Here is an 18,172-nt window from a genome sequence, read left to right on the forward strand (position 1 = left end):
ATGACCCTAAAAGGACTCTCACGGCAGCGTTAATGGCGGGTAAACAGCGGTTGTATGAAACGGCTGTATAGCGGATCCCGCGACTCCCAATTCTCATCGGGGATAAGTTGTATTTTTGTCTCAGAATTTTCGAATAAACAAATAAAAATCAGCAAGTTGACGAACAATCGCCGGCTATGCGGATGCGCGCGGCAGCGGTTCCACATCTTTCGTTAATCACAACGCAGACGAGTCTGGCGTGTTTACCGGTCGTTTCCATCCTGCCCGTAAAAATAGAGTCAAATTGCCTGTGTTTTAAGAAAAGGTATAAAGTTGGTACACGCTCAGGTATCACTGCACGCTGCAGCCTACACATCGGGGCGGGACATCAGCCAGACTCTGGAGGCCGCCCGCAGCCAAGTCGAGGAACGCTTCCTTGAAGGCGGGACGGTGCTGCTGTCGGTGATGGATGTCCTCAACCGTCTGTTGAACTCGCTCGAGAGCGTCACCAAGACTCTCGACAACAAGGAGTCGAGTGACACCAGCGCCGATCTCAGGGCAACGGTAGAGAGCCTGATGGCACTGCCGGCCACCGAGGAAAACCGTCAGCAGGCGCTCGTCTCGCTGGCGCAGACCGGCAGGGAGCTGCGCAAGCATGTCGCCGACATGCAGGAAACGATGCGTTATCTCAGGACCTTTGCCGTGACCGTGAAGATCACCGGCGCCGGGCTTGCCGAATTCGCCGGCTTCGCCCAGGAGATCCTGGAGCGCATCTATTCAGGCACCGACGAGGTCAACCGTTTCGCCGCCCATCTCGATAGCCTCGAGAAGGAGGTCAAGCTCGCCGCTTCGCTCGGAGCCAGCGTTTCCCGAGGCTATGCCGATACCGTTCCGGCCGTCGCGGCAGCGCTGCGCGATGATGCCGCCAAGATTGCCGGGCACCGCAAGGATCTGGGCGTCATTGCCCGCGAGGTCGGCGCGATCGCCCGCGGCGTCCAGACCAAGGTCGCCTCGACATTGTCTGCCCTGCAGATCGGCGACATCACCCGCCAGCGTATCGAGCACGTGCAGGCGACCTTCTCCCTGCTTGAGGATTTTTTTGCCGGCGAGGAAGGTTCCAAGCTCGACGCCGGCGCGCGCCAGCGCCTTCAGAACGTCATTCACCATCTGACTGCGGCGCAAATGAGCGAGATGTGCGCCGACTTCCAGCGGGATTCGGGAAACGTGGTGAAGACGATTGCGAGTTTCGACCACGACATGAAGGAAATTCTCAAACTGCGCGATCAGATGAGCGGCGAAAGCGGCGAGGCTGACGGCAACTTCATGCGCGCGCTGGAATCCAGCGTTTCGGCCGCCCATGAGATCGTGAAGCAGGTCGATGCGGCAAGCCGGCAGGCCGACCAGGTCAGCCAGTCGACGATCGGCACGGCCGCCAAACTGTTCGAGGCGATCGGCAATATCCGCGCCGTCAAGACCGATATCCATTATATGGCCCTGAACACCAACCTGCGCTGCAGCCGCCTCGGCGAGGAGGGCAGGTCGATCAACGTCGTCACCGCCGAGCTGCGCATCTTCGCCGGCAAGCTCGACGATTCCGCCGATGCCATCGTCAACGGCCTGCCGGCGCTCGAAGCCGCGGCCAGCCGCGTCGCACCCGCGGCCGATGGCGAGGCCGGCGGCCTGGGAGAAAGCCTGACATCGGCCGTCGGCAACATCCGGTCGGCCGCCAACTCGATGGAAAGCGAGCTGAAAGTGCTTGCCGAGAACGGCCGCGAGGTCGCCACCAAGATCAACCTGCTGATCGGCAAGCTCGATTTCCAGCATGATCTCGGCGACGTTCTCGCCCGCTGCGCCGATCTGCTCGAAAACGTCGCCGGTGCCGATATCGCCGACATCTCCGATCTCACCGAGACGATCGCGCCGCTCGACCGCAAGATCTACAAGCTCTACACGATGGTCCAGGAGCGCAATGTCCATCGCGGCATCATCCCGGCGAACGAGGAAGATGCCGCCGCTCCCGCCGAGGCGTTGAAAGCCGAAGACGACGAGGATCTTTTCGCCGACGCGCTTTTCTGATGCTTATCTCCGGAAGCGCAAGACGCCTTTAAGCCGGGACCTCTCCCGGCTTAACGCATCATTCAGCCGCTATCGCCGCCGGAACTTGTTGGCCGCATCGATCGCCGCCTTCTGCTGACTGTCCTCAATGCCGAGATAGAAATCCTCGAGCGAAGGATCGGCGAGCCCGGCGCGGCGCGACAGCACGTACCATTTCGCCGCCTCGATCGGATTGGGCGGCGTGCCGATGGCGTTGATATAGAGATGGGCAAGCTTGTTCTGCGCGACGACGTTGCCGCCATTGGCGGCCAGCTTCAGCCATTCGAAGCCTTTGACGTAGTCCTTCGGACCGCCGACGCCGTTGACGAGCCAGATGCCGAGATCGAGCTGGGCCGTGTCGAAGCCGGCGCGCGCTGCGCGCACCATCCACTCGCGGGCCAGCCGCTTCTTTTCCTCCGGCAGGTCCTTGAGCGTCGCATAGATCTGCGCCACCGCATATTGCGAATCGGCAATGCCCTGCTCGGCCGATTTCTCATAAAAGGGCAGCGCGAGCCTCAGCCCTTTCTCGCCGGGATTGTCGGCGACGACAATCTGCGCCCAGTTGAATTCCGCCGACGGATTGCCGGCCTCGGCGGCCTTGTGCATGTACTCGTCGGCTTTGGCCTTGTCGCGGTGTACGCCCTGGCCTTCCATCAGCATCAGCGCGTATTTGAACATGGCCGCCGCATCGCCGCCTTCGGCCGCCTTGCCGTACCAGAAGGCGGCATTCTTCACGTCCTTCTTGACGCCCAGCCCCTGCGACAGGATTTCGCCGATCAGCGTCTGCGCCGCCGGATCGCCGAGCTGGGCGCGCGGCAGCGCCTTGTCCATTGCCGTCAGGTAGTAACCACGCTGATAGGCGCCGTAAGCCTCGTCGATCGGCCCTTTGTAATCCTTCTCCGGCGGCAGGTCGGGCAGCTTCGCGCCCATGCGGTCGAACACGCCGACGCCATCGGAAGGCTTTACATCCTCGCCGTTGAGCCGGTCGGTGCGGAAGGTCGAAGCCGGCGCCGTGCCCGGCTGGCTGATGACGCTGTCGGGCGCCTGCGCCAGCGCAATATCCGGCCCGGCCGCAGCGAGAGCGGCCATGCTGGCAAGGAAATATTTCAAAAGGCGGGCGGGCGGGATCGGCATGAGCGCGATTTCAATCCTCAAACCGTGGCGCTTTTTCGTCAAGAAGAGCGTTGATCTCGGCGACGATCGACGGCGCCCGCCCGGCTTCGGCGAAGACCGCCAGCCGCAGCGCCACGAACTCCGCGCCGGTCTCGGCAACCGCGAGCGCCGAGGCGGGATCGGTACCGCCCATGACGATGCAGGGAATCTCGATCATCGATGCCCACCATTCGCCGAGCGCAAGATTTTTCGGATGCGCCTCCGGCTTGATATCGCCGTCGAGCTTGCCGAAGAAGATATAGTCCGGCCTGACCTCGCCGACTTCGAGCGCCGTATGCCGGTCGCTCGCATTGCCGCCGCCGACGATCAGCTTCGGCGCATGTTTGTCGATCGCTTCCGAAAGCGCCTCCGCATTGGCGGAAAGGTGCAGGCCGTCCGCCTTTGCCCGTCCCGCCACGCGGCTGTCGCCGGCAATCAGCGCCGCGGCGCCGGCATCCTGAATGACGGGCACCAGCTTTTCGGCATGTTTCTGAAAGGTGCCGTCGTCCAGTCCGTATTGCGGCACGATCACCGAGGCGACGTCGCCGCCCTTCAGCGCGTCGGCGACGATCTTTGCCTGCTCATCGGCATCGGCAATGTCGGGCACAATGAGCACAAGGCGGCAGCGATTTTCCGGTTCGGTCATGAGGTCTTTCCGTTTCCTGCGAATTCCCTTCCGAAATGGCGGAACCGCACTCGTTTTGTGTGAGTAGTTCCGTTAGAGGAGGCTTGCAAGAGGAGGACGCCGAAAGCATGCCGCAGGATCTGTCATTCTACTACGCCGCCGTGCCCGCCGTTCTGCTGGTGGGCCTCGCAAAAGGCGGCATGGGCGACGCTTTGTCGCTGATCGGCCTGCCCTTTCTGGCCCTCGTCGTCTCGCCGGTTGAGGCCGCGGCGATCCTGCTGCCGATCCTGGTCTTCATGGATATGATTTCGCTCGTCGTCTGGCGCAAACACGGCGACTGGACGACGCTGAAGATCATGCTGCCCGGCGCCATCTTCGGCATCGGCCTCGGCTGGGCGACATCGGCGCTCGTTCCGGGCAATATTCTGCGCATCGTCATCGGCGCGGTGACCATCCTCTTCTGCCTGCGCTATTTCTGGAACAATTTCGGCCCCGGCGCCGGCAGGGTGATCCCACCGCGCGGCCAGCGGCCGGTCGCCGCCGGCTTCTGGGGCGCGTTTTCAGGTTACGGCAGCTTCGTCGCCCATGCCGGCGGCGCGCCCTTCCAGATCTATGCCCTGCCGCTCAAGATGCAGCCGCGCGAATATACCGGCACCAGCGTACGCTTCTTCGCGATCCTCAACGCCATCAAGCTCGTCCCCTATTTCGCGCTCGGCCAGCTCGACACGCAGAATCTGGCGACCTCCGCGACGCTTCTGCCCTTCGCCCCGCTCGCCACCCTTGCCGGCGCCTGGTGCGTGCGGCGCATGAGGCCGGAGATTTTTTATCCCTTCATGTATGCGATGGCCCTGATCGCCGCCTTCCTGATCGTGCGCGAAGGTCTTGGCTGGTAAGGGCCGCGGCAGCACGCTGCAATGCACAATTTCCTTGCTGGAACGGCTGGTTTGACGTAGCTTTCCCGGCATGTCGAATACAGACCCTTTCTCTGCGATTGCCGATCCGAACCGGCGGTTTCTGCTGGAGGAATTGCGTCGTGCGCCGCGGACCGTCAATGAGCTCGCCGAAGGCCTGCCGATCAGCCGCCCGGCCGTGTCGCAGCACCTGAAGGCGCTCCTCGACAGCAACCTCGTCTCGGTGACGTCGGAAGGCACGAAGCGCATCTATACGGTCAACAACCGCGGCTTCGACAAGCTCAATTTATGGCTGGATCAGTTCTGGGCCTGATACGCACCCCGCAACCTGCGGGCATTATGCGAATCACATGAACCAGTTTGAGGCGTATCGCCCTCGCAAAAGCGCCAGCCGCAATGCCGCATGCATCGGGCTGGCGCAATTCTGGTGTCTAATCACCGGGTCTTGCAAAATTTTAGGCGGAATGGATGGATTTTACCTCTTCTAACGCAAGATGATCGCCCGGCGACCCTTGGGAAGATTAATGGACGGATGACTTGAGACGCTGAATCTCGTCCTTGATGCGCAGCTTACGGCGCTTGCATTCGGCAATTTCGGTATCTGAGATAGACGGAGATGTTCTGAGTGCGTGCAACTCCTCCTCAAGAGCTACATGCTTTTTCTGGAGTGATTCAAGATGAGCTTCAACTGTCATTTGACCCTTCCTTCCTCTTACCCTCCCCGACCATCGTCGTCGGGGATCAAGGTGTCAACGCGCGGACTGTGACATATTTTTGAAGGCTTGTCGAAGGCCAAAAGATGAAGAAGAGATGGCAAATTCATGATCAACACTAACTAGCCGTTACCCGTATTTGGTGATAGGAGCTTGCGGAAATCATCGGCAGATCGGACAAGATCCGAGCGCGATAACGGGGAATGCATATGGCCGATCAGGAACAGGCGGATATCAGGCTCATGGTGGCGCGTCTGCGTCAGGAGCACGAGGATTTCGACGCCGCGATCAACGCCATGATAGAGACCGGATGCGATGCTCTGCGAATCCAGCGCATGAAAAAGAAGAAGCTCGTCATCAAGGACAAGCTGACCAAGCTGGAAGATCAGATCATCCCTGACATCATCGCTTGAGAGGAATAGCTGCAACGATGACAGACAGACCGCCCGTCGCCATTATCATGGGCAGCCAGTCCGATTGGGAGACCATGAAAAACGCCGCCGACACGCTGGAGGCGCTTGAGATCCCTTATGATGCGCGCATCATCTCGGCGCACCGCACGCCCGATCGGCTTTTCAATTTCGCCAAGGGGGCGCGTGCGGAAGGCTTCAAGGTCATCATCGCCGGCGCCGGCGGCGCAGCCCATTTGCCGGGCATGGCCGCATCGATGACGCCGCTGCCGGTCTTCGGCGTGCCGGTCCAGTCGAAAACCATGTCCGGGCAGGACAGCCTTCTTTCCATCGTGCAGATGCCGGCCGGCATTCCCGTCGGAACGCTTGCCATCGGCAGGGCGGGCGCGGTCAACGCCGCTCTTCTCGCCGCTGCCGTGCTGGCTCTTTCCGACGAGGAGATCGCCGAGCGGCTCGACGAATGGCGCGAACGCCAGAGTGCGGCGGTCGCCGAATACCCGATGGACGACCAATGACGGCACGAACGATCGGCATCATCGGTGGCGGCCAGCTCGGCCGCATGCTGGCTATCGCCGCCGCCAGGCTGAATTTCCGCACGATCATCCTCGAGCCGCAGGCCGACTGCCCCGCCGCCCAGCTCGCCAACCGGCAGATCGTCGCCGCCTATGACGATCCGGCAGCGCTTGCCGAACTTTCGGCCGCCTGCGATGTCGTCACCTACGAATTCGAGAACGTGCCCGTCGCGGCTGCCGAAGCGCTCTCGGCGAACATTCCCGTCTATCCGCCCGCAAAGGCGCTGGAAGCGGCCCAGGACCGCCTCGTCGAAAAACGCTTCCTCAACGGCTGCGGCATATCGACCGCCCGCTTCCATGCGATCGACAGCCAGGCCGATCTCGAAGCCGCGCTGAAGGATTTCGGCGGCCAGGGCGTGCTGAAGACCCGCCGTCTCGGCTATGACGGCAAAGGCCAGAAGGTTTTCCGCTCAGGCGCCGACAGTCCCGACGGCGCCTATGCCGCCCTCGGCGCCGTCCCTCTCATCCTCGAAAGCTTCGTCGCCTTCGAGCGCGAGGTCTCGATCATCGCCGCGCGCGCTGCGGATGGGACCGTCGCCTGCTTCGATCCTGCCGAGAACGTGCATCGCAACGGCATCCTCCATACGTCGACGGTTCCGGCCGCGATCTTGCCATCGACGGCGGACGCCGCCCGCCAGGCGGCGGAAAAGGTCCTGGCCGCATTGAACTATGTCGGCGTCATCGGCATCGAATTCTTCGTGCTCGCCGACGGCACCCTGATCGCCAACGAGATGGCCCCGCGCGTCCACAATTCCGGCCACTGGACGGAGGCCGCCTGCGTCGTCAGCCAGTTCGAGCAGCATATCCGCGCCGTCGCCGGCCTGCCGCTCGGCAATGCCGACCGCCATTCCGACTGCGTCATGCAGAACCTGATCGGCGACGATATCCTTGCCGTTCCCGACTGGCTGCAGCGCCCTGATACGCTGGTTCATCTCTACGGCAAGACGGAGTGGCGCGCCGGCCGCAAGATGGGCCACGTCACGACATTGCAGCGGAAATCGCCGGTTTCCGGCTGAGAAAACGCCTGCGAACCCCGGGAAAAACACCGTCACGCGGTTGACATGGTGGAGGTGACGGGGTATCTGCTCCCCCACCTAAAGAGCGCGCCCTGACGGCGCGCTTTTCATTGTTAAAGATCAACATCGCGGATCACAAAAATGAAGATCAAGAATTCGCTCAAGTCGCTCAAGGCGCGTCACCGTGACAACCGTCTGGTTCGCCGCAAGGGCCGCATCTACATCATCAACAAGCTGAACCCGCGTTACAAGGCTCGTCAGGGCTGATTTCGCGCGTCCGGATCGCCTTGCCGCGCAAATCGCGCCTGCAACTCCATCCGGTGGATCGCTACGGTGATCACGTCAAATTTGTTTGATCTTCGGCGTTGGCGGGCTAATATGTCCGCCATGCGCTTTTTTGCTTTGACATCAGCGGCGCTGCCGCTCGCCTTCGTCCTGCTTACCTCAGCCGTTCCGGCCGCAGCCGCGGAAAAGGAGGTCATCGTCGAGCAGACGAATGTCAACAGCACGCCGAAACAACGCCTCGACCAGCTCTTCAGCCAGCTGAAACGCGAACGCGATCCTGAAAAGGCGAGCGGCATCGCCAACGAAATCCGTCTGGAATGGAACGATTCCGGCAGCGCCACCATCAATCTGCTGATGCAGTGGGCCGACAAGGCGATCGAGGAAAAGCGAAATCCCGCCGCCCTCGACTTTCTCGACGAGGCGATTGCGCTGAAGCCCGATTATGCCGAGAGCTGGAACCGCCGCGCCACGCTGAATTTCGTCATGGGCAATTACCGCAAGTCGATGTCCGACATCGAGCGGGTGCTGGATCTCGAGCCTCGCCATTTCGGAGCCCTCTCCGGCCTCGCCGCGATCCTCGGCAACGCGGGCAACGACCAGCTGGCGCTCAAGGCCTGGCAGCAGTTCCTCAATGTCTATCCCGCCGATCGCACGGCGCAGGAACAGGTCAACATGCTGTCGGAAAAACTTGCCGGCAATCGCACCTGATTCCGGATCGTCCGTTAAGATCATGTTTGCAGAAGTTTCCGCTCTTCTTGCCCCTCTCGCCGCCGCCATCGGTTATTCCTCCTATAAGGCACGGCAATTCGAACAGGCCTGTCCCAACATCGGCGAACTGACGGATGTCGGCGGCTACCGCATGAATGCGGTGCACGTCCCGCGTCCCGAACATGCGGATCTGCCCGCGCTCGTCTTCATTCACGGGGCGAGCGGCAATCTGCTCGATCAGATGGTCGCCTTCCGCGCAGCGCTCGAAGGCCGGGCGGAAATGCTCTTCGTCGATCGTCCTGGCCACGGTTATTCCGAACGCGGCGGTGCTGATAACGCCATCCCCTCCGGCCAGGCCGATGCGATCGCGCAGTTGATGGAGAAGCGCGGCATCGAGAAGGCGATCATCGTCGGCCATTCCTTCGGCGGCGCGATTGCCGCCGCCTTCGGCGTGCGCCATCCCGACAAGACGGCCGGCCTGCTCTTTCTGGCGCCTGCCACCCATCCCTGGCCGGGCGGCATCGACTGGTATTATCACGTTGCGACGGCGCCGGTCGTCGGCTGGCTCTTCAATCATGCGATCGTCGTGCCGCTTGGGCTGAGCCGGCTGGAGCGCGGCACGTTGAATGTCTTCCGTCCCAATTCGCGCCCGGCCGATTACATCGAGAAGACCGGTCCCTCGCTGGTTCTGCGGCCGCGGACCTTCCACAGCAATGCCACCGACTTCAAAAGGCTGCTCGCCTACGTGAAGGAGCAGTCGCCGCTCTATTCCAGGATCGCCGCGCCGACCGTCATCATAACGGGCGACAAGGATGAGATCGTCTGGGAGCATCTGCATTCGCGCGGCCTTGCCCGCGATATAGCGGGCTCCGAACTCGTCACCGTGCGCGGCGTCGGCCACAAGCCGGATTACCTCGCCACCGATGTCGCCATCGCCGCCATGGAAAAGATCGCCGGCGAGCCGCGCGACCTGCAAGCCGCCGCCCGAAAGGCCGAGGAAAGGCTTGCCGCCGCATCACGCGAACAGACGCTCGGACCGGTGCCGTCGCTGATGCCGGGCGCCCTGAGCGGCGCCTGACGCCGCCACTTCACCGCTGGCGGTAATTTCCCGGCCTGCGCGATAAAGGTGATGGCCTGCATTGCCGCGCGCCGCGGCAGCCCCATATGTTTTTCCGTCATTGTCCATAGGAGGGGAAATCATGGGCCGCCTGCAGATCGGGACGATCTCCGTCATCACGGCATTCTCGCTGAGCCTGACCACGGCCTTCGCCGCGTCGCCGGCGCCTGTGGAAGCCGAGCACGGCATGGTCGTCACAGCCCAGCATCTGGCGACGGATGTCGGCGTCGAGGTGCTGAAAAACGGCGGAAACGCCGTCGATGCGGCGGTCGCCGTCGGCTACGCGCTGGCGGTCGTTTACCCCTCGGCGGGCAATCTCGGCGGCGGCGGCTTCATGACCATCCGGCTGAAGGACGGCACGAAGACCTTCCTCGATTTCCGCGAACGCGCGCCGCTTGCCGCGACGAAGACCATGTATCTCGATGAGAAGGGCGATATCGTGCCGCGCGCCAGCCTCGACGGTTATCTCGCCGTCGGCGTCCCCGGCTCCGTCATGGGCCTGGAGACCGCGCGCCAGAAATACGGCACCCGGCCGCGTCAGGACCTGATCGCACCGGCGCTCCGCTTCGCCAGGGAGGGCTTCACGCTGGAACAGGGCGACGCCGCCATTCTTGCCGCAAGCGCCAAGCGCCTTGCCAAGGATGAGACGGCGGCGAAGATTTTCCTGAAACCGGACGGCAAGCCTTTCGCATCGGGCGAAAGACTGCAGCAGCCGGATCTCGCCGCCGTTCTGGCGGCCATCTCAGAAAAGGGGCCTGACGCCTTCTACAAGGCCGCGCCCGCCGAGGCGATCGTCAAGGCGAGCCAGGAGAAGGGCGGCATCCTCGCCAAGCAGGATTTCGAGCAATATGCCGTGCGCGAACTGAAGCCGATCGAGTGCAATTACCGCGGCTACGACATCATCTCCTCTCCGCCGCCCTCCTCCGGCGGCGTCATCATCTGCGAGATCCTCAACGTTCTGGAGGGATACCCGCTCTCCTATCTCGGCTATGCCTCGGCCGAAACGGTCCACGTCATGGTCGAAGCGATGCGCTATGCCTATGTCGACCGCAATGCGGCGCTCGGCGATCCCGATTTCGTCGAAAACCCGGTCGAAAAGCTGCTCGACAAGAGCTATGCCAAGGAAATCGCCGCGAAGATCGATCCCTACAAGGCCGGCACCTCGGCAAACCTGAAGCCGCTCGGCGGCAAGGAAAGCACCGAGACGACGCATTATTCGATCATCGACGACGAGGGCAACGCGGTTGCCGTCACCTATACGCTGAACGGCTCCTTCGGTGCTGCCGTCGTCGCGCCCGGCACCGGCGTGCTGCTCAACAACGAGATGGACGATTTCACCTCCAAGCCCGGCGTGCCCAATCTCTACGGCCTGGTGCAGGGCGAGGCCAACGCGATCGCGCCGAAGAAGACGCCGCTCTCCTCGATGAGCCCGACGATCGTCACCCGCGACGGCAAGCCCTTCATGGTGATCGGCAGCCCCGGCGGTTCGCGCATCATCACCATCACGCTGGAGGCGATCCTCAACGTCGTCGATTTCGGCATGGATATCAGCCAGGCGGTCAATGCCCCGCGTTTCCACCACCAATGGCAGCCCGACAAGATCTATCTCGAGCCCTATGCGCTGTCGCCGGATACGGAAAAGACGCTCGCCGCGATGGGCTACAGCTTCGACGGCGGCAATGACGGCCCGGTCTGGGGCCAGGCCGCCGGCATTCTCGTCGGCGGCAAAAGCCTTGCCGCCATCGAAAAGGGTGGCGGCGCCCGCTACAATGGCGCCATGGATGCCCGCGCGGTGGAAGGCTCGGCGAGCGGCTATTGACGGCCGGAAAGGCGCAGGCGGCAACGTGGTGCTCATTCGTGTCACGGTGACAAAGTCGCCGTTCACAAACCGCTTGCCCGGCCCTATGCATGATCGAACGCTGCAAGCAGGACGATTCCCGAATGGCCAGCATTGAAATGATTGTCGCCGCCCGCGCCCGCCTGCGCGGTCATGCACGCCGTACGCCGCTCCTGTCTTCTCCCTTCCTGAACGAGATCGCCGGCCGGCGTCTCTTAGTGAAGGCGGAATGTCTGCAGCATTCCGGTTCGTTCAAGTTCCGCGGCGGCTGGTCTGCCGTCTCCGGCCTCGATCCCGCCGTGCGGGCGCGCGGCGTCATCGCCTTCTCCTCCGGCAATCATGCCCAGGGCGTGGCGCTGGCCGCCAAGCTGCATGGCGTGCCCTCCGTCATCATCATGCCGAGCGATGCGCCGAAGCTGAAGATCGCCAACACCCGCGCCTTCGGTGCAGACGTGGTGCTTTACGACCGCGCCAATGAGGATCGCGACGAGATCGGCGCCAAGCTCTCGGCCGAACGCGGCCTGACCCTGATCAAGCCTTTCGACGAGCCGCTGGTGATCGCCGGACAGGGCACGACCGGTCTCGAAATCTCCGAACAGGCCGAGGAAGAGGGGATAAGGGAGGCCGAAGTCCTCGTCCCCTGCGGCGGCGGCGGTTTGACTTCGGGCATCGCGCTTGCGCTGGAAGCCAGCGCCCCCGGCTTTCGCGTCCGTCCCTGCGAGCCGCAGGATTTCGACGACACCGCCCGCTCGCTTGCCTCCGGCCGGATCGAACGCAACGCCTCGATGTCGGGCTCGATCTGCGATGCGATCATCACGCCGCAGCCCGGCAACATCACCTTCCCGATCCTGAAGCGCCTCGCCGGTGCCGGCATCGTCGTCACCGAGGAAGAGGTACTGCGCGCCATGGCGCTCGCTTTCGTCAGGCTGAAGATCGTCGTCGAGCCGGGCGGCGCGGTGGCTCTCGCCGCCGCACTCTTCCACGGCGACGCGCTCGACGGCGACAACATCGTCGCCGTCACCTCCGGCGGCAATGTCGATGCCCACATCTTCGCCATGGCGCTCGAACGCTTCGGCTGACGTCGGCGATCATGCCGCCTTGTAACGGGGCGCCGGCACGCTGCGGGAAAGCTTCGGCATCAGTGCCTGGCGCGCCTGCTCGTAGGCAGCGAGCAGGCCTTGATCCTCGAGCGCCGGGATCGTCGCGAATTCGCCCTGTTCGAGGCCCGCGAGCGAGGCATCGACCATATCCTCCGCCGACATCACGATCTCGTTCGGCAGATGCTCGACGGGCGTGCCGGCAATGCCCCAGAATTCGGTCGCGGTGGCGCCGGGCAAAACGGCCTGGATGCGAATGTTTTTCTCCGCCAGCTCGTGCTTCAGAGACTGGCTGAAGGCGAGCACGAAAGCCTTCGTGCCGCCATAGACGCCGTTCAAGAGCTCCGGCGCAATGGCGACGATGGAAGCGATGTTGATGATCGTCCCGCCGCCCCGCCCGACGAAACCGGGAACGGCGGCATAGGTCAGCCGCATCAGCGCCGTGACGTTGAGTTCGATCATCTCCTGCATTTTGTCGACATCGGCGGCAAGAAGCGGCGCCGTTCCGCCAAAACCGGCATTGTTGACGAGAAGGGTAATGCTCCGGTCTTCCTTCAGCACGCTCTCGACCCGGGAAAGGCCCGCCTTGCTGCCGAGATCGGCGACAACAGTCTCCACCGTCCTGCCGGTCTCCGCCGTCAGCCGGCTAGCCAGCGCCTTCAGCCGTTCCTCGTTGCGAGCAACGATGATCAGGTCGTAGCCCTGCCGCGCCAGCCTGTGGGCGTAAATTGCGCCGATGCCCGAGGATGCGCCGGTGATCAGGGCCGTACCCTTATGTTCGTGTGTCATGTCCGTCTCCTTCGTCGCGCCGGCCCTGCCGTGCGCCTGAGGAAAACCATATGCCGAATTGCCGGCGTCCTAAATGTCATATATACCACCTTTTAGGACATAGGAGCTTAGTCATGCAGCACATCGCTTTCCTGCTCTATCCGGGCTTTCAGATCATGAGCCTCGCTGCCGTCTCGGTCTTCGAATTCACCAATCTCGAACTCGCTCGGAAGGCCTATGACATAAGCTACATCTCCGAAGCCGGCGGCCCGCTTTCGACCTCGCTCGGCATGACCATCGGCACGGAAGTTTTCGCCGATCCGGCTTTCGACACGCTGATCGTCGCAGGCGCACCTTCATTCGTCTTGCCGAAACCGGGCGAAAGCGACTTCCTTCGCGCCGCCCTTGGCGCCTCCCGCCGCGTCGCTTCGATCTGCACCGGCGCCTTCTTCCTTGCCGAAGCCGGCATTCTCGACGGCCGCCGCGCGACGACGCACTGGTGTCTCGCCCACGAAATGAAGGCGCGTTACCCAAAAATCAGGCTGGAGGAAGACCGTATCTTCATCATCGACGGGCCGGTCTGGACATCCGCCGGCATGACCGCGGGCATCGATCTGGCGCTGGCGATGGTCGAAAAGGACCACGGCATCGAGGTCGCCCGCGCCGTCGCCCGCATGCTCGTCGTCTATCACCGCCGCGCCGGCGGCCAATCGCAGTTCTCCGCTCTGCTGGAGCTGGAGCCGAAATCCGACCGAATCCAGCGGGCATTGGATTTCGCGCGAAGCAATCTGAAATCGCAACTCTCGGTCGAAGAGCTGGCGGAAGCCGCTCATCTCAGCCCCCGCCAGTTCAGCCGCGCCTTTCGCGCCGAAACCGGACAGTCGCCGGCGAAAGCCGTCGAAAATCTCAGGCTGGAAGCAGCGCGCCTGATGATGGAGCAAAGCCGTCATCCGATCGACGTGGTCGCCGACGAGACCGGCTTTGCCGATCGCGAGCGCATGCGGCGCGCCTTTCTGCGCGCCTTCGGCCAGCCGCCCCAGGCGATCCGCCGCAATGCCCAGCAGCAATTTCAGACTTGAGGCATCCGGCCCTTTCAAGCCGGATGCCATGATCAACCGTCAGCAGGAAGGGTCATGAAGCGCGCGCCGGATCGCCGTTTCGACCGGCGAATAGTTCCCGTCCTCCCTTTCCAGCCTGTAGGGCTGCGCGAGCCCGAGCGGCGGCTGCGCCATGAAACGCGGCGTCGTTCCCAGATGTTTCTGCGCCGCATGCACGAGAAAGGGATGGCAGAGATAGACGGTGCCCGCCTCCCCTGTCGCCAAGGCAAGAGGGCGCTCGGCGCCCATGGTTTCGAGATGCATATGCGACCGGCCGGCTTCGCCCGCCGGCGCGAGATAACGCGCCATATCCATGTGCGAACCCACCCGGATGCGTGTCGGCGCATCGTCCTCGCCGACATCGGAAAACAGGAACAGCATCAGCAGCGCCCGCCCGCGCGAGGTGATGTTCACCCGCCAGGCCGAAAAATCCTGCTGTTCGTTCGGGTCGCAATCCTCGCCCGGAAAGCTCAGATCGACATGCCAGCCTGCATCTCCAGGATCGTCTGGATGCGGAAACCGCACCGGAAAACTGCCGAGCCCGTCACGCGGCACCCAGCGCCCGGTGCCGACGAGCTGGTCGAAGGCCGCGTGCAGGACCGGCGTATTGGCGGAGGCCGCGAACGGCCCTCCGCCATAACCCGGCAGCCGGACGACCGGTCGCGTCCATGTCGTCGGGTCGCCGGGATCACATGGCAGATCGCGCCACATGATGGCGCATGCTTCTTCAGCCAGTTCGCGGGGAAAGGCCCCATCGATCCGGAGGAACCCGTTGCGAATGAATTCTTCGCTCGCCGCGGCGGTCAGCGCCGGCGGATAATGTTCGTCAGTCATGAAATCTCTCTGTCGTGAAACCCTTTCCGAAACCGATTGCCGGATGAAGGGTTGTTTCGCTCCACGACCAGACGCCAGCCGAAGGCCGGTCTGCGGTCGCGTCTTCCATTGTCCAGGAGCGGCCCTGGCGGCAGCGCCGTCAGCGGCTCAAGAAGAAGACCGAAGCGATATTGACAGTAAGCATCTTCATAATGACCGAGGCTACAGCCATGCACCCGAGGGGTCAATGCGCAGAGGTGAGCGCCCCATGCACGGATTGCAGCACCAGCTCGCCCAGCCGCGCCGCAGCCGGTTGCAGTTCGGCCTCCGCCCGATGCAGGACGAGACCGAGCTTCGGCAGCTCGGGCAGGCCGACCGCCTCGGGCGCGAGCGCCCGGACCTTCGCCGGCAGGCCGACCGGCGTGCGGATGGTGAGGCCGAGGCCCGCCGCCGTTGCTGCCCAGAGGCCGCCGAGGCTGGGGCTGACGAAGGCGAGCCGCCAGGAAATGCCGGCCTCATCCAGCGCTCTGGTCGCGGCGCTCCGCATGAGGCACGGCGCCTCCAGCGAGGCGAGCGGCATCGGCTCTCCGGTTGCAGCATGCCAGCCGGGCGCCCCCTCCGCAGGGCCGATCCAGCACATCGGCACCTCGCCGATCCGCTCGCAATGTGCCGTCAGCGTGCCGTCGCTCCAGGCGAGCGCCAGATCGAGCTTGCCCGAGGTGATACGATCGAGCAGTTCGCTATTGCGCACCACCCTCGCCTCGATGCGCACCTTCGGATGGGCGCGGGCAAAACGGCCAAGCACGTCGGGCAGCAGGTTCTCGCCGAAATCCTCCTGCAGGCCGAGCCGCACCCAACCCTCCAGCTCGACGCTGTTCACGGCCGCAGCCGCCTCGTCGTTCAGCTCCAGCAGCTGTCTGGCGTAGCCGAGCATCGTCTCGCCGGCATCGGTGAGCGCCAGCCCGCGCCCTGCCTTGCGGAAGATCGGCGTGCCCGCCTGTTCCTCCAGCTTCTTCAGCTGTGCGCTGACGGCCGAGGTCGAACGGCCGAGCTTCTCCGCCGCCTTGGCGAAATTGCCAAGCTCCATGCCGGTCGAAAAGGTTCGAAGCACATCGAGATCGAAGATCGTCCGCCGCATCCATAATCCCGATTTTCAGGACAATTAATCCATAAAATTCTGATTTTCAGTACCACCCTGCGCTGCGATAGTGCTGGTGTCAAGGCCGCGGACGGCCCAACCCATGGAGATCTCAATGCCCTTCGTTCGTATATCTCTTCGTAAAGGCAAGTCGGCCGATTATCTCGCAGCGCTCGCCGACAGCATCCAGCGCGCCCTGGTCGAGACTTTCGACGTGCCTGAAAACGATCGCTTCCAGGCCATTCACCAACATGACGAAAACGAGCTGATCTTCGACCGCACCTATCTCGCCGGGCCGCGCTCCGGGGACTTCGTCTATATCTCGATCACGATCGGCCGGCCGCGAACGGCAGAGGTGAAGGCAGCGCTCTACCGGCGGCTCGCCGATCTTCTGGCCCAGTCACCGGGTCTGAGGCCCGAGGACGTGATGGTGGTCATCGGCACCAGCGCGACCGAGGACTGGTCCTTCGGCAACGGCATCGCCCAGATGACCGATCCCGACTGGCGGCTGCGGCTAGCGGAGACGCAAGCATGATCGCCATGCAGTACAGCTTCACCCTGCCCGCCGACTACGACATGTCGGTCATCGATCGCCGCATCCATGATAAGGGGCCGCTGCTCGACGGCTTCCCCGATCTTGGTTTCAAGGCCTATCTCAGCGCCCGCGGAGGCGAATTCGCCAGCCGCGAAAACCTCTACGCCCCCTTCTACCTCTGGCAGAAGCCGGAAGGGGTAAGCGACTTCCTCTGCAGCCCGGCATTCGAAGCGCTGACCGGTGCCTTCGGCTGGCCGCAGGTGAAGACATGGATCGTCTGGCAGGCAGAAGTCTCGCCCGATATCGCCGCAGCCAGGTTTTGCGACCCGCGACATCCTGCAGACGCAGCCCTATGCCTCTCTTACCGATATCCGCCGGAGTGAAAGCGCGGAGGCCGAAGCCGATCTGGCCGCAGGCGGCGCGCTCGCCTCCGTCTCCGGTTTCGAACCGACGACATGGACGCGCATACGCATCAGACTGTGGCGAGATATGCCTGAGATCGGCAAGCACACGCAGGCCTACCGCGTCGGGCACCTATCCCTGAGTTCAGGCGGTGGCGCGGCGATAAAAGGCAAGCGACCCGGCGAGCGCCAGGAGCGCACCGCCGCAGGCCCGTTCCAGCCACAAGGCACCTGACGTTTTCAGGAAGCGGACCGCCTGCGAGCCGAAGAAGGCGTAACCGAACATGATGATGAAATCGAGCGCGGCAAAAACCAGCGCGAGCAGCATATATTGCGCCGCCTGCGGCTGGCCGGGATCGATGAACTGCGGCAGGAAGGCGGAGAAGAACAGGTAGCCCTTCGGGTTGGTCGCCGCGACCATGAAGCTTTTCAGCCCGATCGAGAAGGTGGACTGCCCGCCCGGCGTACCCGATTGCAATGCCGCATCGATCGCGCCCTTCGAGCGCAGGAGCATGATGCCGAGAAAGGCGAGATAGGCGGCACCCGCCCATTTCAGCATGGAAAACCAGAATTCCGACGCCGCAAGCAGCGCGCCGAGCCCAATCGCCACGGCGCCGATCAGCACGAAATCGGAAAGCACCGCGCCGACCATGCCGGCCATCGCCCGGCGCAGGCCATGCCGCGATCCATTGGTCAGCGCCAGGAGCACCGTCGGTCCCGGCGTCGCGATGCCGACGAAAGAAACCGCTGCGAATGCCAGAAGCGTAAAGATATCCATGACGATCCCTCCCAATCCAAGGATCGAAACTTGCATGCGCCGCAGCCCTTGGCAATGCCGCACCATCACGAAAAAGCCCGCTGCCTCTTCTGAACTGACCCCCGAAAGTTGGACACCCAACTTCGG

At 63.2% G+C, this 18,172-nt stretch carries 20 protein-coding genes and 1 pseudogene; 14 read left to right on the forward strand and 7 right to left on the reverse strand.

The window, feature by feature from the left end:
- Nucleotides 1–312: 312 nt before the first annotated feature.
- Nucleotides 313–2,055 carry a chemotaxis protein gene (locus CO670_RS12790; protein WP_097590572.1) on the forward strand — a complete coding sequence of 581 codons (1,743 nt, stop codon included), beginning with the start codon at nucleotides 313–315 and terminating at the stop codon, nucleotides 2,053–2,055.
- A gap of 69 nt (nucleotides 2,056–2,124) precedes the next feature.
- On the opposite strand, the gene CO670_RS12795 is transcribed toward CO670_RS12790, so the two are convergent.
- Nucleotides 2,125–3,207, reverse strand: a complete 1,083-nt coding sequence (locus CO670_RS12795) for a tetratricopeptide repeat protein (RefSeq protein ID WP_097590593.1) — start codon at nucleotides 3,205–3,207, stop codon at nucleotides 2,125–2,127.
- Nucleotides 3,208–3,217: 10 nt separating this feature from the next.
- Nucleotides 3,218–3,871: a thiamine phosphate synthase gene (locus CO670_RS12800; RefSeq protein ID WP_097590573.1), complete on the reverse strand. Its 654-nt coding sequence runs from the start codon at nucleotides 3,869–3,871 to the stop codon at nucleotides 3,218–3,220.
- A 107-nt stretch (nucleotides 3,872–3,978) separates the two neighbouring features.
- Here CO670_RS12800 and CO670_RS12805 point away from each other — a divergent pair, with 107 nt between their 5' ends.
- Nucleotides 3,979–4,743 (forward strand): sulfite exporter TauE/SafE family protein, encoded by a 765-nt coding sequence (locus CO670_RS12805; protein WP_097590574.1) that lies wholly within the window; start codon nucleotides 3,979–3,981, stop codon nucleotides 4,741–4,743.
- A gap of 70 nt (nucleotides 4,744–4,813) precedes the next feature.
- Entirely contained in the window at nucleotides 4,814–5,074 is a 261-nt protein-coding gene (locus CO670_RS12810; protein WP_003542830.1) for a metalloregulator ArsR/SmtB family transcription factor, read from the forward strand.
- Between the two features lie 208 nt (nucleotides 5,075–5,282).
- On the opposite strand, the gene CO670_RS12815 is transcribed toward CO670_RS12810, so the two are convergent.
- Entirely contained in the window at nucleotides 5,283–5,456 is a 174-nt protein-coding gene (locus tag CO670_RS12815) for a DUF465 domain-containing protein (RefSeq protein WP_088677909.1), read from the reverse strand.
- A gap of 227 nt (nucleotides 5,457–5,683) precedes the next feature.
- Here CO670_RS12815 and CO670_RS12820 point away from each other — a divergent pair, with 227 nt between their 5' ends.
- The 8 genes from CO670_RS12820 to CO670_RS12855 all read left to right on the forward strand — a co-directional run bounded on the left by CO670_RS12820 (nucleotide 5,684) and on the right by CO670_RS12855 (nucleotide 12,498).
- Nucleotides 5,684–5,887 carry a DUF465 domain-containing protein gene (locus tag CO670_RS12820; RefSeq protein WP_088678052.1) on the forward strand — a complete coding sequence of 68 codons (204 nt, stop codon included), beginning with the start codon at nucleotides 5,684–5,686 and terminating at the stop codon, nucleotides 5,885–5,887.
- Nucleotides 5,888–5,904: 17 nt separating this feature from the next.
- Nucleotides 5,905–6,399: a 5-(carboxyamino)imidazole ribonucleotide mutase gene (purE, locus tag CO670_RS12825; RefSeq protein ID WP_088677908.1), complete on the forward strand. Its 495-nt coding sequence runs from the start codon at nucleotides 5,905–5,907 to the stop codon at nucleotides 6,397–6,399.
- Entirely contained in the window at nucleotides 6,396–7,472 is a 1,077-nt protein-coding gene (locus CO670_RS12830; protein ID WP_097590575.1) for a 5-(carboxyamino)imidazole ribonucleotide synthase, read from the forward strand. The genes purE and CO670_RS12830 overlap by 4 nt, the downstream gene beginning before the upstream one ends.
- A gap of 141 nt (nucleotides 7,473–7,613) precedes the next feature.
- Nucleotides 7,614–7,739, forward strand: a complete 126-nt coding sequence (gene ykgO / locus CO670_RS12835) for a type B 50S ribosomal protein L36 (protein ID WP_003582204.1) — start codon at nucleotides 7,614–7,616, stop codon at nucleotides 7,737–7,739.
- A gap of 111 nt (nucleotides 7,740–7,850) precedes the next feature.
- Nucleotides 7,851–8,465: a tetratricopeptide repeat protein gene (locus CO670_RS12840; RefSeq protein ID WP_097590576.1), complete on the forward strand. Its 615-nt coding sequence runs from the start codon at nucleotides 7,851–7,853 to the stop codon at nucleotides 8,463–8,465.
- 22 nt (nucleotides 8,466–8,487) lie between these two features.
- Entirely contained in the window at nucleotides 8,488–9,543 is a 1,056-nt protein-coding gene (locus CO670_RS12845) for an alpha/beta hydrolase (RefSeq protein WP_097590594.1), read from the forward strand.
- A 121-nt stretch (nucleotides 9,544–9,664) separates the two neighbouring features.
- Nucleotides 9,665–11,401 (forward strand): gamma-glutamyltransferase, encoded by a 1,737-nt coding sequence (gene ggt, locus CO670_RS12850; RefSeq protein WP_097590577.1) that lies wholly within the window; start codon nucleotides 9,665–9,667, stop codon nucleotides 11,399–11,401.
- A gap of 122 nt (nucleotides 11,402–11,523) precedes the next feature.
- Complete coding sequence (locus tag CO670_RS12855; RefSeq protein WP_097590595.1) at nucleotides 11,524–12,498, forward strand: threonine/serine dehydratase; 975 nt, start codon at nucleotides 11,524–11,526, stop codon at nucleotides 12,496–12,498.
- 9 nt (nucleotides 12,499–12,507) lie between these two features.
- On the opposite strand, the gene CO670_RS12860 is transcribed toward CO670_RS12855, so the two are convergent.
- On the reverse strand, nucleotides 12,508–13,305 hold the full coding sequence (locus CO670_RS12860) for an SDR family oxidoreductase (protein ID WP_097590578.1): 798 nt from the start codon (nucleotides 13,303–13,305) through the stop codon (nucleotides 12,508–12,510).
- 113 nt (nucleotides 13,306–13,418) lie between these two features.
- Here CO670_RS12860 and CO670_RS12865 point away from each other — a divergent pair, with 113 nt between their 5' ends.
- On the forward strand, nucleotides 13,419–14,363 hold the full coding sequence (locus tag CO670_RS12865) for a GlxA family transcriptional regulator (RefSeq protein ID WP_097590579.1): 945 nt from the start codon (nucleotides 13,419–13,421) through the stop codon (nucleotides 14,361–14,363).
- Nucleotides 14,364–14,402: 39 nt separating this feature from the next.
- On the opposite strand, the gene CO670_RS12870 is transcribed toward CO670_RS12865, so the two are convergent.
- The gene (locus CO670_RS12870) at nucleotides 14,403–15,215 is read right to left on the reverse strand and encodes a phytanoyl-CoA dioxygenase family protein (RefSeq protein ID WP_097590580.1); all 813 of its coding nucleotides are present in this window, start codon (nucleotides 15,213–15,215) and stop codon (nucleotides 14,403–14,405) included.
- Between the two features lie 223 nt (nucleotides 15,216–15,438).
- Nucleotides 15,439–16,332, reverse strand: a complete 894-nt coding sequence (locus CO670_RS12875; protein ID WP_097590581.1) for a LysR substrate-binding domain-containing protein — start codon at nucleotides 16,330–16,332, stop codon at nucleotides 15,439–15,441.
- Between the two features lie 115 nt (nucleotides 16,333–16,447).
- Between CO670_RS12875 and CO670_RS12880 the strand changes: the two genes are divergently transcribed.
- Both CO670_RS12880 and CO670_RS12885 read left to right on the forward strand, forming a co-directional pair.
- The gene (locus CO670_RS12880; RefSeq protein ID WP_097590582.1) at nucleotides 16,448–16,867 is read left to right on the forward strand and encodes a tautomerase family protein; all 420 of its coding nucleotides are present in this window, start codon (nucleotides 16,448–16,450) and stop codon (nucleotides 16,865–16,867) included.
- A pseudogene (locus CO670_RS12885) lies at nucleotides 16,864–17,413 on the forward strand (DUF4865 family protein); the annotation flags it as partial. The gene CO670_RS12880 and the pseudogene CO670_RS12885, both read left to right, overlap by 4 nt.
- Here CO670_RS12885 and CO670_RS12890 read toward each other — a convergent pair.
- A complete protein-coding gene (locus CO670_RS12890; protein WP_097590583.1) occupies nucleotides 17,414–18,046 on the reverse strand; it encodes a LysE family translocator in 633 nt (210 codons plus the stop codon).
- Nucleotides 18,047–18,172: the final 126 nt, after the last annotated feature.

The organism is Rhizobium sp. J15, assembly GCF_002531825.1.
Classification (GTDB): Bacteria; Pseudomonadota; Alphaproteobacteria; order Rhizobiales; family Rhizobiaceae; genus Rhizobium.

Excerpts from the sequence above, each read along its gene's own strand:
- CO670_RS12805 (WP_097590574.1), top strand. The coding sequence starts at position 3,979 with ATGCCGCAGGATCTGTCATTCTACTACGCCGCCGTGCCCGCCGTTCTG.
- CO670_RS12865 (WP_097590579.1), top strand. The coding sequence starts at position 13,419 with ATGCAGCACATCGCTTTCCTGCTCTATCCGGGCTTTCAGATCATGAGC.
- ggt (WP_097590577.1), top strand. The coding sequence starts at position 9,665 with ATGGGCCGCCTGCAGATCGGGACGATCTCCGTCATCACGGCATTCTCG.
- CO670_RS12795 (WP_097590593.1), bottom strand. The coding sequence starts at position 3,207 with ATGCCGATCCCGCCCGCCCGCCTTTTGAAATATTTCCTTGCCAGCATG.
- CO670_RS12880 (WP_097590582.1), top strand. The coding sequence starts at position 16,448 with ATGCCCTTCGTTCGTATATCTCTTCGTAAAGGCAAGTCGGCCGATTAT.
- CO670_RS12855 (WP_097590595.1), top strand. The coding sequence starts at position 11,524 with ATGGCCAGCATTGAAATGATTGTCGCCGCCCGCGCCCGCCTGCGCGGT.
- CO670_RS12820 (WP_088678052.1), top strand. The coding sequence starts at position 5,684 with ATGGCCGATCAGGAACAGGCGGATATCAGGCTCATGGTGGCGCGTCTG.
- purE (WP_088677908.1), top strand. The coding sequence starts at position 5,905 with ATGACAGACAGACCGCCCGTCGCCATTATCATGGGCAGCCAGTCCGAT.
- CO670_RS12830 (WP_097590575.1), top strand. The coding sequence starts at position 6,396 with ATGACGGCACGAACGATCGGCATCATCGGTGGCGGCCAGCTCGGCCGC.
- ykgO (WP_003582204.1), top strand. The coding sequence starts at position 7,614 with ATGAAGATCAAGAATTCGCTCAAGTCGCTCAAGGCGCGTCACCGTGAC.
- CO670_RS12875 (WP_097590581.1), bottom strand. The coding sequence starts at position 16,332 with ATGCGGCGGACGATCTTCGATCTCGATGTGCTTCGAACCTTTTCGACC.
- CO670_RS12815 (WP_088677909.1), bottom strand. The coding sequence starts at position 5,456 with ATGACAGTTGAAGCTCATCTTGAATCACTCCAGAAAAAGCATGTAGCT.
- CO670_RS12840 (WP_097590576.1), top strand. The coding sequence starts at position 7,851 with ATGTCCGCCATGCGCTTTTTTGCTTTGACATCAGCGGCGCTGCCGCTC.
- CO670_RS12870 (WP_097590580.1), bottom strand. The coding sequence starts at position 15,215 with ATGACTGACGAACATTATCCGCCGGCGCTGACCGCCGCGGCGAGCGAA.
- CO670_RS12810 (WP_003542830.1), top strand. The coding sequence starts at position 4,814 with ATGTCGAATACAGACCCTTTCTCTGCGATTGCCGATCCGAACCGGCGG.
- CO670_RS12860 (WP_097590578.1), bottom strand. The coding sequence starts at position 13,305 with ATGACACACGAACATAAGGGTACGGCCCTGATCACCGGCGCATCCTCG.
- CO670_RS12890 (WP_097590583.1), bottom strand. The coding sequence starts at position 18,046 with ATGGATATCTTTACGCTTCTGGCATTCGCAGCGGTTTCTTTCGTCGGC.
- CO670_RS12800 (WP_097590573.1), bottom strand. The coding sequence starts at position 3,871 with ATGACCGAACCGGAAAATCGCTGCCGCCTTGTGCTCATTGTGCCCGAC.
- CO670_RS12845 (WP_097590594.1), top strand. The coding sequence starts at position 8,488 with ATGTTTGCAGAAGTTTCCGCTCTTCTTGCCCCTCTCGCCGCCGCCATC.